Source organism: Trinickia terrae (assembly GCF_005144415.1).
GTDB lineage: Bacteria > Pseudomonadota > Gammaproteobacteria > Burkholderiales > Burkholderiaceae > Trinickia_A > Trinickia_A terrae.
Genome location: NZ_SWJE01000025.1, coordinates 1 through 13,489, shown reverse-complemented (window position 1 = coordinate 13,489; position 13,489 = coordinate 1). Strand labels below are relative to the sequence as shown.

Sequence of the window (13,489 nt, the reverse complement as noted above, 5' to 3'; positions counted from 1 at the left end):
TTTGCAGTGTAGAAAAAGGAGTCTCTATGAACACTCGGAATATCCAGACCTTCCTCATGGTCTCCGCCGCGTTCTTCGCGATGAGCGCGCCGGTTCGGGCGACCAGCGGCAACACGCTCGCGGCAGCGGTCGCGCACACGGCGCAGACCGCCGAGGCTGCAGCGGACACGCACCAGGTCCATTTGACGATCGAGGACACGCGCTTCTGACGCGCGAGCCACGCGGAAAAGCAAAAGGGCGAAGATCGCGAGATCTTCGCCCTTTCTACTTACGGTCCTTTTGTTTTTAGGTAGCGCGTCGCCGCAGTCGGCGTGCGACGCGCTCAAAGCCCCCGCTTATCAGTTCTTGTCCTGCACGACGCCGCGCCGGATCTGATCGAGCTCGATCGACTCGAACAGCGCCTTGAAGTTGCCCTCGCCGAAGCCCTGATTGCCCTTGCGCTGGATGATCTCGAAGAAGATCGGGCCGATCTGGTTCTCGGTGAAGATCTGCAGCAGCAGGTCTTCCTTCGCGCCGTCGATCAGGATCTTGCGCTTCTTCAACTCGTCGAGCGGCTCGCCGTGATCGGGCACGCGGCGGTCGACGAGCTCGTAGTACGTGTCGATCGTGTCGAGCAGCTTGATGTTCGACGCGCGCAGGCCGTCGACGGTGCGATAGATATCGGTCGAGCCGAGCGCGATGTGCTGGATGCCTTCGCCGTGATACGCGTCGAGGTACTCCTGGATCTGGCCGGCCGTCTCCGAGCCTTCCTCGTTGATCGGGATGCGGATCTTGCCGCACGGCGAGGTCATCGCCTTCGACTTCACGCCCGTCACCTTGCCTTCGATGTCGAAGTAGCGGACCTCGCGGAAGTTGAAGAGACGCTCGTAGAACGACGCCCATTCCTGCATGCGGCCGCGGTGGACGTTGTGCGTCAGGTGATCGATATAGGTGAGGCCGTGGCCGGCGGGGTTCTGGTCGGCGCCGGGGATCGGCTCGAAGTCGACGTCGTAGATGTCGATGTCGCCGATGCTGTTCGGCTGCGCGCCGTTCTTGCCGCGCCAGCGGTCGACGAAGTAGATCAACGAATCGCCGATGCCCTTGATTGCCGGGATGTTCAGCTCCATCGGACCGGTCTTGTTGTCGAAGCCCCAGGCGCCGAGTTCGAGCGCGTGCTTGTAGGCCTTGGCGGCGTCTTGCACGCGAAACGCGATCGCGCAGATCGACGGGCCGTGCAGGCGCGCGAAGCGCTGCGCGAACGAATCCGGATCGGCGTTGACGATGAAGTTGATGCCGCCCTGGCGGTACAGCGTCACGTCCTTGTGGCGATGCCGCGCGATGGCCGTGAAGCCCATCTTCTCGAACAATTGCCCGAGCGCTTTCGGGTCCGGCGCGGTGTACTCGATGAACTCGAAGCCGTCGGTGCCGACGGGGTTATCCCAGGGTTGGAACTGCATGTGTGTCTCCTGACGGGGGCCGTTAGCCGTGTTGAATAGACGCAAGTGTAGAGCGCGAGGCGCGGCGGAAACTTGCGAACTTAATCGGCTGTGGCTACGATGGCGCAATTTACTGCCTTAAATAATGTGATTGGAGACGGGAAATGGCTGCCATCGAACTGGATGCCGTCGACAGGCGAATTCTTGCGGTTCTTCAGGAGAATGGCCGCCTCTCGAACCAGGACATCGCGGAGCGCGTGAACCTGTCGCCGAGCCCTTGCCTGCGGCGCATCCGGCGGCTGGAGGAGAGCGGGGTGATTCGCGGCTACGTCGCGCTGCTCGACGCGCAGAAGCTCGGGCTCGACCTGCTCGCGTACGTGAACGTACGGCTCGAAAAGCGCGGCAGTCCGGCCGATGTTTTGCCGGGGCGGCGCGGCGACGCATCGGTGCGCGCGGGGGCGACGCACGCGGAGCTGTTCAAAGCAGCCGTGCAGACTTGGCCGGAGGTGGTCGCCTGCCATGCGATGGCGGGCGATATGGATTACCTGCTGCGCGTGCAGGTCGAGGACATGGCGCACTTCTCGCGCTTCGTGCAGGAGCAGTTGCTGCACCATTCGTCGGTGATCGACGTGAAGACGAGCTTTTCGCTCGAGCGCGTCAAGGAGACGACCGCGCTGCCGATCCGCTGAGCAAGCGCGGCGCCATAAGCAACGCGGGCGGCCTGCAAGAGGCCGCCCGCGTTATTGAATCAGCCGGGGAAGGCGATCAGGCCGCGAGATCCGACGGCACCATCGCTTCGATGAATTGTGTCGTGCGGCGCATCTGGCGCTTGATCGCGTAATCGAACACCGCAGCTTGCTCCTGGAGCATTTCCGCGATGATGCTGGTCTGGTCGGCCGGCGGCAGCGTCAGGTAGGCATCGGCTTCGCCATACGCATATTCGATCTTCATGCCGGCCTTCTTCGCGATGTGCATCATCGTCGAGTTGCGCGACAGGCAGTGCATATAGAGCTGGCTGACGTGCGAGTTGCGGCTGCGGATTGCCGCGCGCTCGAAGAGCTTGGTGCCGATGCCATGGCCGCGCGAGCTTTCCAGCACCGAGACGCCGAATTCCGCGGTGCGCTTGTCGCCTTCGGCGGGCAGGTAGGCCAGATGGCCGACGCCCACCAGTTCGAGGTCGTCGCCGAACACGCCGAACACGGTATCGCGCGAGAAGTCGATCATGCGGACGTAGTTTTCGATCACGTGATCCGGCACGATTTGACCGAAACGCAGCAGACGATCGTCTGAACCGAGCGCGAGGAAGTGCGTGAGCAGGCGCTCGCGGTCATTGGAAGTCAGTTCCCGGACGAGAGCAGGCGCGCGAACAGCGGCTTGCAACGGACGATCGGAAGTCTCGATCGGCTCGGCGGCGCGGTTACGGTGCAATTTCATCATGGGTTCTCCTTTTCATCAGGTGCGACATTGCTGCAACGCAATATGCATTTTAACGGAAAGGTACACCGTGGACTAGGGAAAACCCGGATTCCAGACTGAGTGCGGCTTCTAGTTTCTGGGGAATTGTGGTGTAAGTTATTGTTTTATAAGGATATGCATATTGCGTTGCGCAATTGCATCACCTGCGGTTGTGGCAATCGGACGCTGCCGCGAACATGCTGCTGTGCGAGATCACGGCTCGGGGCGCAACCCGTGATCGAGGACGCTGACGACCTGATCGGCGAATTCGCGGTACCCCAGCGGGCCGCCCGGCTTGAGCCAGGTGAACGTCCAGTTGATCATGCCGAACACCATCATCGTGAGCGCGGTCTGGTTTTCCTTCGTGGCGCGCTCCGGATAGGCGCGGGCGAGCTGGCGGGCGAACGCCGCGACGATGTCGCGCTGACGGTTGAGCACGATCTCGCGCTGCGTCTCGACGAGATATTTGACGTCGTTCAGGAGCGCGACATGGCGGCTGTGCGACGTCTCGTACTCGACGAGAAACGCGCGCACCAGCTCGGCGAACGTTTCGCGCTCGGTGAGCCCGCGCCGCTGGCTCGAGCCTTCGACCTCGGCGATGATCAGCATCAGCCGCTTCGTGTAGCGGTCGAGCAGGTCGAAGAGGATCGCCTCCTTGCTCTCGTAATAGTGATAGAGACGCGCTTTCGACGTGCCGCTCGCTGCGGCGAGATCGGCCATCGACGTGCTCGGGTAGCTCGTCTGCGCGAATTTCTCGGCGGCGAGCTCGAGGATCTGCTCGCGCTGGGATTCGTGATCGGGTGCTCGGGTGCGGGCCATGGCGTGGGGCGGTGAGTCGTCTTGAGTTGTTATTGGGGGGCGGTGCTGTGGCAGGCCGCGACGGCGGCGCGCAGCTCCAGCGTGCGCCAGTCCGCGCCGTGGGGCGACGCGCCGCGCAGCTCGATGCGTCCCGCCGCGGCGGCTTCCCGGCAGCGCCAGAGTGCGATCGAGTCGCTGACCAGAAAGCCGACGTCGGCGGCCATCAGCTCGCCGGCCACGCGAGCGGCGGCCTGCCAGCCGTCGCTCGCGCGCTGGACGAGAATCGCGTCGAGCTCGGCGAAGCTGCCGCTTTTGAACGTGTTGTCCTGCCAGCGCCGCGTTTCCGCATTCGCCTGCTTGACCTCCTGCCATTCGAGCGCGAGGCGGCCGATGCGCAGCACGGAGATCGGCGCTGCATCGAGCAGCTTCGCGGCGAGAATCTCGGGGCTGAACATGCCGGCCGCCGTCGCACGGTCGGAACGCGCCGTTTCCAAGGCACGGGGGCCAAGATCGTCGACCGACAGGCGCACTTCGTTGAGCCGCTGCGGCGCATCGCGCAGGTGGTAGGCGACGCGCCTCAGCATCAGCTGGTCGGCGGCGCTTTGCGCATGCCAGACGACGAGCTGCGCTTCGGCCGCGACGATCCGCTCGATGCGCGCGGCTTCGCCCTGGAGTTCCTGCGCGAAATCGATGTCGACGCTCGTCTCGTCGAACACGCGCGCCCAGAACGCTTTGCGAACGTCGGGCATGTCGTCGGCGCCGCGCAGCGGGCCGATCGCGAGATCGTCGCGCAGCTCGACGACTTCGTCGTTTCGTCCCGCATGGAGGAGCGCGACGCGCAAGGCTTCGGCGGCGGACCCGCCGGGGATGACGTGGATTGGGCTCATCGGCTTACCGCGTGAATACTAGGGGCCGCTCGCCGGCCGGACCAAAGCGTCCGGCCGGCGAGCGGCCCCTAGTGTACGCGACAAGCGTGAGCGCTCCAGCCGCTCAGCGCTCGTCGTAGCTCACGACAACCTTCTCGCTGACCGGATGGCACTGGCAGGTCAGCACGAAGCCGTCGCGGATCTCCTGCTCTTCAAGCGTGTAGTTCTTTTCCATCCGAACCTCGCCTTCGACGACCTTCGCGCGGCACGTGCAGCAGACGCCGCCTTTGCACGCATACGGCAGCGCGAGCCCGGCGCGCAGGCCGACGTCGAGCAGGCTCACGCCTTCGTACGGCAGCCGCAGCTTGCGGCGCTTGCCGTCGAGGACGATCTCGAGGTCCGCCGCGGGCGTCTCGTCGGTGATCTCGACGACGGGCGCGCCGGCCTGCGGCAGCGGCATGCCGAAGCGCTCGACGTGGATCTTCTCGGTTGCGATGCCGGCGTTCTTCAGCGCGGCTTCGGCGGCATCCATCATCGGCGCGGGGCCGCAGATGAACGCTTCGTCGATGGCGGCGGCGGGCACGAGCGTGTCGAGGAAGGCCGCGCATTTCTCTTGGTCGAGCACGCCGTTGAAGAGCTCGACGTCCTGCAGGTCGTCGGACAGCACGTGATACAGCGCGAAGCGATTCATGAAGCGGTTCTTCAGGTCTTCGAGCTCCTCGGCGAACATGATCGCGTCGACACTGCGATTGCCGTAGATCAGCGTGAATGTGCTGCGCGGCTCGACTTCGAGCGTCGTCTTGACGATCGCGAGCACCGGCGTAATGCCAGAGCCGCCCGAGAACGCGACGTACTGTTTGCCCTGGTCGGCGTTCAGGTGCGTGAAGAAGCGGCCGTCGGGCGTCATCACGTCGATCGTGTGGCCGGGCTGCAGCGTATCGAACGCGAAGTTCGAGAAGCGCCCGCCGCGCACGCGCTTGATGCCGATGCGCAGCTCGCCGTCGCGGTCGTAATCGGTGACGCCGACGCAGATCGAATACGAGCGGCGCATCTCCTCGCCGTCAATGCGGGTCTTCAGCGTGACGAACTGCCCTTGCGTGAAGCGATATTGGTCGCGCAACTCGAGCGGGACTTCGAACGAGACCGAGACCGCGTCGGCGGTTTCGGGCCGCACCTCGCGGATGCGCAGCGGATGGAATTGCGGGGTGGCCATATTCAGTAGGGTTTGAAGTAATCGAAGGGTTCGCGGCAATCGAGGCAGCGATAGAGCGCCTTACAGGCGGTCGAGCCGAACTGCGCGAGGCGCTCGGTGTGCGCCGAGCCGCAGCGCGGGCAGGCGGGCGCCGCGAGCGGGCGCGGGGCGAAGCGGATGACCTTCTCGACGGCGCCGCCTCCGCATTGGCCGGTCGGCGGCGCGATGCCGTAGGCGCGCAGCTTCTCTTTGGCTTCGTCGGTGATCCAGTCGGTCGTCCAGGCCGGTGCGAGCGCGGTGTCGATCCGGTACGGCGCGAGCCCCGCGCAATCGAGCGCATGCGCCACGTCCTCCGCGATCTGTGACATCGCCGGACAGCCCGAGTAGGTCGGCGTGATGACGACTTCGAGCGCGCCGTCCGCGGCGCGGCTGACGTTGCGCAGGATGCCCAGCTCGCGGATCGAGACGACCGGGATCTCCGGGTCCGGCACCGCTTCGAGCGCGGACCAGGCGTGTTCGAGGGCTGGGTCGGAAGAGGAGGCGAGGGCTGCTGCCGAGGTCATCGTCGAAACTCCTTGTGCCGTTTGCGTCATCGGCAGGCCGATTACCAGGTCGCGCCCGGGTGCTGTCGCGCCACGCTTTGCATCGTCGCGAGCAGGTAGCCCATGTGCTCGGAATGCTCGCCGTGCTTGCCGGTCGTCACGTGCTCGACGGGCTCGGGCAGCGTGAGCGTCGCTTCCTCGAGCGCGGCTTTTACGTCTTCGAGCCACGCCGCTTCGAAATCGGCGGCTTTCGGACCGATGCTCTCGGCGGCGACGGCTTCTTCTACCGCGTCGGTGGCGAAGAACTCGCGCGTGTACGGCATCAGGTAGTCGAGCGCCGCTTGCGCGCGGCGATGCGATTCGTCGGTGCCGTCACCGAAGCGGATCAGCCATTCGCGCGCGTGATGGAGGTGGTAGCGCGTCTCCTTGATCGACTTCGAGGCGATCGCGGCCAACTGCGAATCGCTCGAGGTTTCGAGCGCCGTCCACAGGTGCGCCATGAGCGCCGCATAGAGGAAGTTGCGCACGATCGTCACTGCGTAATCCTTGTTCGCGTGCGTGGTGCCGGCGAACGGGCCGAAGTGCGGCAGCTCGGCGAGCGTGTAGTTCCGGAACTCGCGCTCGGCGCGCTGGTACGCGTAGTCGTCCTCGGTCTTGCTCGCGCCGCTGAGCGCGAGTTCGAGCACCGCTGCGTGCGAGTAGAGCAGGCGCGCCTGGCCGATCAGGTCGAGGCTCATGTTCGCGAGCGCGATGTCCTCTTCGAGAACCGGGCCGTGGCCGCACCATTCGGTGTTGCGCTGGCCGAGGATCAGCGCGTTGTCCGCGAGGCGCAGCACGTACGAGAGATGTTGGGGCGTAGTCTTCATGTCGCGCTTACATGTGGTTGACTTCGTCGGGCAGCGTGAAGAACGTCGGGTGGCGATAGATCTTGTCGCCGGCCGGTTCAAACATCTCCGCCTTTTCGTTCGGGTCGGACGCCGTGATCGCCGCCGAGGGCACCACCCAGATGCTCACGCCTTCCTGGCGGCGCGTGTAGACGTCGCGGGCCATGCGCAGCGCCATCGAGGCGTCGGCGGCATGCAGGCTTCCGCAGTGCTTGTGATCGAGCCCTTGCTTGCTGCGCACGAACACTTCCCAAATCGGCCATTCCTTGTCCATCGAACTACTCCTTCCTCAATTCTGTTTGCGTCTTGCTCGCGCCCGCATCGGGCGGGCGCTCACGAGTTCGTCGATTCGCCGTCAAGCGGCTTCCTGATGCGCGCGGCGGCGCTGTTTCTCTGCATGCGCGAGAGCCGCTTCGCGAACCCAGGCGCCGTCTTCGTGCGCCTTGACGCGCGTGGCGAGGCGTTCCTTGTTGCACGGGCCGTCGCCGTTCACGACGCGCCAGAACTCGTCCCAGTCGATCGCGCCGTAGTCGTAATGGCCGCGCGCTTCGTTCCACTTGAGATCGGGGTCCGGCAGCGTGACGCCGAGCACCTTCGCCTGCTCGACCGTCGCGTCGACGAACTTCTGCCGCAGGTCGTCGTTCGTGATGCGCTTGATGCCCCATTTCGCCGACTGGTTGCTGTGGACCGAATCCTTGTCGCTCGGCCCGAACATCATCAGCACTGGCCACCACCAGCGGTCCACGGCCTGCTGGACCAGTTCGCGCTGGGCCTCCGTGCCCTTCATCATCGCGAGCAGCGCGTCGAAGCCCTGGCGCTGGTGGAACGACTCCTCCTTGCAGATGCGGATCATCGCGCGCGCGTAGGGGCCGTAGGTGCAGCGGCACAGCGGGATCTGGTTCATGATCGCCGCGCCGTCGACGAGCCAGCCGATCACGCCGACGTCCGCCCAGGTCGGCGTCGGATAATTGAAGATGCTCGAATACTTGGCGCGGCCGGCGTGCAGCGCGTCGGTCAGCTGATCGCGCGAGACGCCGAGCGTCTCGGCTGCGCTATACAGATAGAGCCCGTGTCCTGCCTCGTCCTGGACCTTGGCGAGCAGGATCGCCTTGCGCTTCAGGCTCGGCGCGCGGGTGATCCAGTTGCCCTCGGGCAGCATGCCGACGATTTCCGAGTGCGCGTGCTGCGAGATCTGCCGCACGAGCGTCTTGCGGTAGGCGTCGGGCATCCAGTCCTGCGGCTCGATCTTGCCGTCGGCCGCCATCACGGCGTCGAAGCGGGCCTGCTGTTCGGGCGAATCGGCGGCGGCGTCGAGCGGGGCGACGTTGCCGGGGATGTCGAGGGATTGCGTATACATGAGGAACGCTCTCGTCCGAAGTTGTCGTTGCTGGAGTATAAATCAACCGACCGGTCGGTTAATAAATAATTTTGCGATGTCGTCGATGGCGGGGGGAGCGCTTGAGAGCGACGGATTGACATGTGTCAGGCGCACAGTGGGGGCAAGCCGGGCGGGCGTGGTACAAAAGGGGTCAGGCCGCCACCCGCGCTTCGTGCAAAAAATCCGGCAAACTTGCACCATTGCTGTTCTGAGGACATTCCTCATCCTTTTCCCTTGATCCGGCACGTCCCATCATGACCCAGTCTCCTTCCACTGCCCCAGACCTTCCCCTCGACATGATCATCTTCGGCGGGGGCGGGGATTTATCCGCGCGCAAGCTGCTGCCGGCGCTCTACATGGCGCACCTGCACGGCAATCTGCCTGGCGACACGCGGATCATCGCCATCGGCCGCAAGGATTGGACGCGCGAGCAATACCTCGCCTTCATGGACGAGCACTCGCGGCCCTTCGTCGAGAAGGATGCGCTGGATTCGCAGGCGTGGGACAAATTCCTCGCGCTGTTCGAGTACGTGCGAATCGACATCGGCGCCGCCGGCGACTACTCGCGCCTGTGCGCGACGGCCCGGCGCAACGCGCTGCGCGTCTTCTATCTGGCGACCTCGCCCGAGCTCTTCACGGCGATCTGCGACAACCTCTCGGCCTGCGGACTTTGCGACGACCGTGCGCGCGTCGTGCTCGAGAAGCCGCTCGGCCACGATCTCGAGTCGGCCAAGGCGATCAACGCAGCGGTGGGTCGTCACTTCGAGGAGTCGCAGATCTACCGGATCGACCATTACCTCGGCAAGGAGACCGTCCAGAACCTGATGGTGCTGCGCTTCGGCAACGCGATCTTCGGCCCGCTATGGCAGGCGCCGTACATCAAGAGCGTGCAGATCACGGTGGCCGAGACGGTCGGCGTGGGCAGTCGCGCGGGCTTCTACGACCAGACGGGCGCACTGCGCGACATGGTCCAGAACCACTTGCTGCAACTCTTGTGCATCGTCGCGATGGAGCCGCCCGTTTCGTTGGATCCGGATGCCGTGCGCGACGAGAAGCTGAAGGTGCTGCGCTCGCTGCGGCGCATGACGGTGGCCGACATCGCACGCGACACCGTGCGCGCGCAGTACACGGCGGGCGCGGTCGACGGCGAGCCGGTCAAGGGCTATCTGGAGGAGGACAACGTGCCGGCAGGCAGCGGCACGGAGACCTTCGTCGCGCTGCGGGCGCACATCAACAATTGGCGCTGGGCGAACGTGCCGTTCTTCCTGCGAACCGGCAAGCGCTTGCCGAAACGGCACTCGGAGATCGTCATCGAGTTCGCCGATATGCCGTTTTCGATCTTCCCGAGCGGCCCGCGCAACTACGGCAACCGCCTCGTGATCCAGTTGCAGCCTGAAGAATCGATCCAGCTGCAGATGCTTGCGAAAGAGCCCGGCAGCGGCATGCACATGCTGCCAGTCAACCTGAATCTCGATCTGCAGCAGGCCATCCACGGGCGCCGCGCGGAAGCCTACGAGCGCTTGCTCATCGACGTAATCCGCGGGCGCCTGACCCATTTCATGCGCCGCGACGAGGTCGAAGCGGCCTGGGCCTGGGTCGAGCCGGTCATCGCCGGCTGGAAGGAGTTGGGCGACCGACCGCGCAACTACACGGCGGGCACGTACGGGCCGGCGGCGTCGTCGGCGCTGATGGCGCGCGAAAACATGTCGTGGGCGGAAGAGGCGTAATCGGCGCGGCGCCTCTGCGCCGCTTTCGCCGAGAGAGGGCTGGCTTCGGCCGTCCTCACTCGACGGGCGCAGCGCCCCACGACACCAGCACTTTGTAGATGCCGCGCGCGTACTGGTCGCGCGGCTGCGGGGTCTCCGAGTGATAGGCGCCGATCGCCTTCCAGGTGTTGCCGTAGCGAATCATCTTCTGCTTGAGCAGCCACGCGGCCACGTAGACGTTCACGCAGGCGTCCTTGAGCGCGCCGGGCGGCACGCCGTAGCGGCGCAGCTCGCCGAAGTGGACCGAGTTGATCTGTGCCTGGCCGACGTCGATGCTGCCGTCGGAGTTGCGATGCACGGCGTCGGGGTTGCCCTTCGACTCGAACCAGGCGATCGCTCGCAGAATCACGGGGTTCACGCCCTGGTACGCGCCGGCGCGATCGAAACAGTTGTCGTCGGCATGGCTCACCGCCGGCAGCGAGAAGCCCAGCAAGGCAAGCAGCGAAGCGATGGCGGCGCGGCGCAGCGCTGTCATGGCAAGCATCGAATTCATGATCATGGCGGACCTCGGCTTTGTGCGGCGCGCTAGCGCGTCAATGCGACCGCCACCGATCCGGCGGCGACATGCCGGTCATGCGACGGCGCTTGCAGGAGCGAGTCGAGTTGCGTTTCCACGCCCGTCAGGTAGGCGTGCGACTCGTCGCTGACGACCATGTGCACTTGCATCTCGGGGGCTTTGCGAGGCGGGGCGCGGTGTCCCTTTTTCGAATGCCGGGGCCCGGCGGGCGCGGACGAGTCGTCGTCGCTGTCGCTCGAGGTTGGCGGTAGCGACGCAAACGACGGAATCGGCGGGAAGACCTGGTTCGGGGCGGCGCTCGCCGTGGTCGGCTTGATCGCGAACGGCTTGGCCGCATCGATCGGGTTGACGGCGGCTTGCGCCTCGTCGGCGGGCGGTGCGGCGCACGCTGTGCCGCACGCGAGCGCGGCGACGGAGATCATGAGTCGGAACATCGCGAAGGCTCCCGGTTACTCGGTCGGCTTGACCTGGACGCTGTAGGGCTGGCAGCTGCCCACGGCGACGTTTTCGAGCCGGACGGCAGTCATCCGCTGCGGGGCGATCCCGCGCTTCACTGACTGATTCAGATAAGCGAAATCCTGCGGCAGGGCGGCGACGACGACGGTCGTCGGCTGCGGCTGCTTCGACGCCACGGAGCCCACTTTGGCGAGCACCTCAGTCAGTTGGGGATCGCGGGCGCCGAGCGCGTCGGCCGGAACGACGAAGTCGACGATTTTCTTGGATGCGGCGGCGGGCGCGCCGGCGTTTGCGCTGGCGTCCGGACGCTGCGACTGGAATTGGGCGCACCCGGATAGGGCCGCCACGATGACGAGGCCGATAAGCAGTTTCACGTGTCTCTCCCACGACTAGAGTTGCCTTATCGGCAGGTAAAACGAATGGTTTAGGCCTCGCGCAAACGATTGCCGTGCGACAAGGGATGCGGGCCATCATCAGAGGAATGGTTTGTTTTTAAGCGCTTCCTTAGGAGTGTTTGGCTGGTGCACTTGTATGATGAAAGTGTCGGCAGATCGCGCGCCGGCTCGCGGCGTAAACGCCAATCGATCAGGCACAATTGTCGTCTCGCCCGACATCGACGTCATCTGAATGGCCTTTCGTAAACTTATCGCCCTGAGCGCTACGGCATGCGGCGCGGCACTGATTTCGCAATTCTTCGCGATCCCTGCCGCCATTGCCGGCGACACACCCTCCCATTGGGTCACTTCCTGGGCGACAGCGCTCCAACCGATTCCGAATCGCGCTGACCTGCCGCCGCTCTACCGCGCGCCGGAAGTGGCCGGACGCACGGTGCGGCAGATTGTTTACCCGACGTTGTCCGGCCACGGGGTGCGTGTCCACTTCAGTAATGCCTACGGCAGGGAGCCGCTGGTTCTGGGAGACGTGCAGATCGCGCAATCGGCCGGTGGCGCGGCGCTGAGAGGTGGTAGCTCGATGCAGGTGACGTTTGCCGGGCGCAAGTCCGCTGTGGTACCGCCCGGGGGGGAGCTGGATAGCGACACGGTGTCGACGGAAATCGTCGCGGGCGCACCGTATGTGATCAGCACCTATATGGGACCGCAACAGACGCTCGCCGTATGGCACCGCGTCTCGAACCAGGTCAATTACGTGTCGACGCTTGGCAACCACGCTGCCGATCCTGGAGCGGAGGCCTATCGGACGAGATTCACCCAATATGCGTGGGTAACGGCGCTGACGGTCGACGCGCCGTCTTCGGCGGCGATTGCCGCGATCGGCGACTCGATCACCGACGGCATGCGCTCGAGTCTGAACCGGAACCAGCGCTGGCCGGACGCGTTTGCGCGCCGGCTCGCCTCTACGGGCAATCGCTCGACCGCGATTTTGAACCTGGGGATCAGCGGCAACCGACTTCTGAGCGACTCCCCTTGCTACGGCGACGCAATTGTGCGTCGCTTCGACCGCGACGTGCTAGCGCATCCGGGCGTGAAGGCGGTGGTCCTGCTGATCGGGATCAACGACATCAACTTCCCGTCGATGCCGCCGCGCGCGGGTCTCGACTGCGACTTCCCGCACACGCCGGTGACGGCGCAAAGCTTGATCGCCGGCTACGAGGAGGTGATTGCGGCGGCGCATCGGCATGGTTTGCGGATTTTCGGCGCCACCCTGACGCCGGCGTCGCTACCGCGCGAGCGTGAGGAACTGCGTTTGTCGATCAACCAATGGATTCGCAAGGGCGGCGCGTTCGATGGCGTGGTCGACTTCGACGCCGCGTTGCGCGACCCTGCGCATCCGGAGCGCCTGCTGCCGCGTTACGACAGCGGCGACCACATTCATCCGAGCGACGCGGGCTATGCGGCAATGGCCGAGGCGGCCCCGCTTCCGATGCCAACAGAGGCGGCGCATCGCTGAGCGCGAAGAAAGTTGCGTCACACCCTTGTCACGGAGCGATGATTGGCCTACTATTCGCTTCCTCGTTTTTGAAGCGAGAGCCGCTGCAGAAACCAGCGGCCGCAAAGTCAGCAAGATTTAAGCGAATGCAAAAAAACTTGTTGACGGGGTGCAAAAGGTTCTTCATAATCTCGTTTCTCTGCTGCTGATGCAGCGACGCAAGACGGTAGCGAAGTTGGGTGCTGTTGAGCGATGCGATCTTTAACAATTTACAGCCGATAAGTGTGGGCGCTTGATGGCGACGCGGGCGGGTTCTTCGGAGCTTGCCGACAT

At 64.8% G+C, this 13,489-nt stretch carries 17 protein-coding genes; 4 read left to right on the top strand and 13 right to left on the bottom strand.

From position 1 onward, the window contains the following. The first annotated feature begins 26 nt into the window (after positions 1–26). Positions 27–209 (top strand): hypothetical protein, encoded by a 183-nt coding sequence (locus tag FAZ69_RS31040; protein WP_136898951.1) that lies wholly within the window; start codon positions 27–29, stop codon positions 207–209. Positions 210–338: 129 nt separating this feature from the next. Here FAZ69_RS31040 and hppD read toward each other — a convergent pair whose 3' ends face one another. Next, the gene (gene hppD, locus FAZ69_RS31035) at positions 339–1,436 is read right to left on the bottom strand and encodes a 4-hydroxyphenylpyruvate dioxygenase (RefSeq protein WP_136898949.1); all 1,098 of its coding nucleotides are present in this window, start codon (positions 1,434–1,436) and stop codon (positions 339–341) included. Between the two features lie 143 nt (positions 1,437–1,579). On the opposite strand from hppD, the gene FAZ69_RS31030 reads away from it, so the two are divergent. Further along, positions 1,580–2,104: an Lrp/AsnC family transcriptional regulator gene (locus FAZ69_RS31030; RefSeq protein WP_136898947.1), complete on the top strand. Its 525-nt coding sequence runs from the start codon at positions 1,580–1,582 to the stop codon at positions 2,102–2,104. A 76-nt stretch (positions 2,105–2,180) separates the two neighbouring features. Here FAZ69_RS31030 and FAZ69_RS31025 read toward each other — a convergent pair whose 3' ends face one another. The 8 genes from FAZ69_RS31025 to paaA all read right to left on the bottom strand — a co-directional run bounded on the left by FAZ69_RS31025 (position 2,181) and on the right by paaA (position 8,509). Next, on the bottom strand, positions 2,181–2,849 hold the full coding sequence (locus tag FAZ69_RS31025; protein ID WP_136899046.1) for a GNAT family N-acetyltransferase: 669 nt from the start codon (positions 2,847–2,849) through the stop codon (positions 2,181–2,183). Positions 2,850–3,083: 234 nt separating this feature from the next. Next, entirely contained in the window at positions 3,084–3,689 is a 606-nt protein-coding gene (locus FAZ69_RS31020; RefSeq protein WP_136898945.1) for a TetR/AcrR family transcriptional regulator, read from the bottom strand. 29 nt (positions 3,690–3,718) lie between these two features. Next, positions 3,719–4,555, bottom strand: a complete 837-nt coding sequence (locus tag FAZ69_RS31015; protein ID WP_136898943.1) for a DUF1835 domain-containing protein — start codon at positions 4,553–4,555, stop codon at positions 3,719–3,721. A 103-nt stretch (positions 4,556–4,658) separates the two neighbouring features. After that, complete coding sequence (gene paaE, locus FAZ69_RS31010) at positions 4,659–5,747, bottom strand: 1,2-phenylacetyl-CoA epoxidase subunit PaaE (protein WP_136898941.1); 1,089 nt, start codon at positions 5,745–5,747, stop codon at positions 4,659–4,661. Between the two features lie 2 nt (positions 5,748–5,749). Then, positions 5,750–6,289, bottom strand: a complete 540-nt coding sequence (paaD, locus tag FAZ69_RS31005; protein WP_136898939.1) for a 1,2-phenylacetyl-CoA epoxidase subunit PaaD — start codon at positions 6,287–6,289, stop codon at positions 5,750–5,752. Positions 6,290–6,330: 41 nt separating this feature from the next. Then, positions 6,331–7,134, bottom strand: a complete 804-nt coding sequence (gene paaC, locus FAZ69_RS31000; protein ID WP_136898937.1) for a 1,2-phenylacetyl-CoA epoxidase subunit PaaC — start codon at positions 7,132–7,134, stop codon at positions 6,331–6,333. 7 nt (positions 7,135–7,141) lie between these two features. Then, entirely contained in the window at positions 7,142–7,426 is a 285-nt protein-coding gene (paaB, locus tag FAZ69_RS30995; protein ID WP_136898935.1) for a 1,2-phenylacetyl-CoA epoxidase subunit PaaB, read from the bottom strand. A gap of 81 nt (positions 7,427–7,507) precedes the next feature. Then, positions 7,508–8,509: a 1,2-phenylacetyl-CoA epoxidase subunit PaaA gene (paaA, locus tag FAZ69_RS30990; RefSeq protein WP_136898933.1), complete on the bottom strand. Its 1,002-nt coding sequence runs from the start codon at positions 8,507–8,509 to the stop codon at positions 7,508–7,510. A gap of 275 nt (positions 8,510–8,784) precedes the next feature. On the opposite strand from paaA, the gene zwf reads away from it, so the two are divergent. Then, positions 8,785–10,257: a glucose-6-phosphate dehydrogenase gene (gene zwf / locus FAZ69_RS30985; RefSeq protein ID WP_136898931.1), complete on the top strand. Its 1,473-nt coding sequence runs from the start codon at positions 8,785–8,787 to the stop codon at positions 10,255–10,257. Positions 10,258–10,312: 55 nt separating this feature from the next. Here zwf and FAZ69_RS30980 read toward each other — a convergent pair whose 3' ends face one another. Genes FAZ69_RS30980 through FAZ69_RS30970 form a run of 3 tightly spaced genes read right to left on the bottom strand, consistent with a single transcriptional unit; the run spans position 10,313 to position 11,643 of the window. Further along, complete coding sequence (locus tag FAZ69_RS30980) at positions 10,313–10,795, bottom strand: lytic transglycosylase domain-containing protein (protein WP_169708824.1); 483 nt, start codon at positions 10,793–10,795, stop codon at positions 10,313–10,315. A 26-nt stretch (positions 10,796–10,821) separates the two neighbouring features. Continuing rightward, a complete protein-coding gene (locus FAZ69_RS30975; RefSeq protein ID WP_136898929.1) occupies positions 10,822–11,247 on the bottom strand; it encodes a hypothetical protein in 426 nt (141 codons plus the stop codon). A 15-nt stretch (positions 11,248–11,262) separates the two neighbouring features. Next, positions 11,263–11,643, bottom strand: a complete 381-nt coding sequence (locus FAZ69_RS30970) for a hypothetical protein (RefSeq protein ID WP_240702538.1) — start codon at positions 11,641–11,643, stop codon at positions 11,263–11,265. Between the two features lie 253 nt (positions 11,644–11,896). Between FAZ69_RS30970 and FAZ69_RS30965 the strand changes: the two genes are divergently transcribed. Next, entirely contained in the window at positions 11,897–13,177 is a 1,281-nt protein-coding gene (locus tag FAZ69_RS30965; RefSeq protein ID WP_136898927.1) for an SGNH/GDSL hydrolase family protein, read from the top strand. A gap of 28 nt (positions 13,178–13,205) precedes the next feature. Here the strand turns inward: FAZ69_RS30965 and FAZ69_RS33630 are convergent. After that, on the bottom strand, positions 13,206–13,489 hold a 284-nt coding region (locus FAZ69_RS33630; protein WP_206171251.1), incomplete at its 5' end, for a hypothetical protein.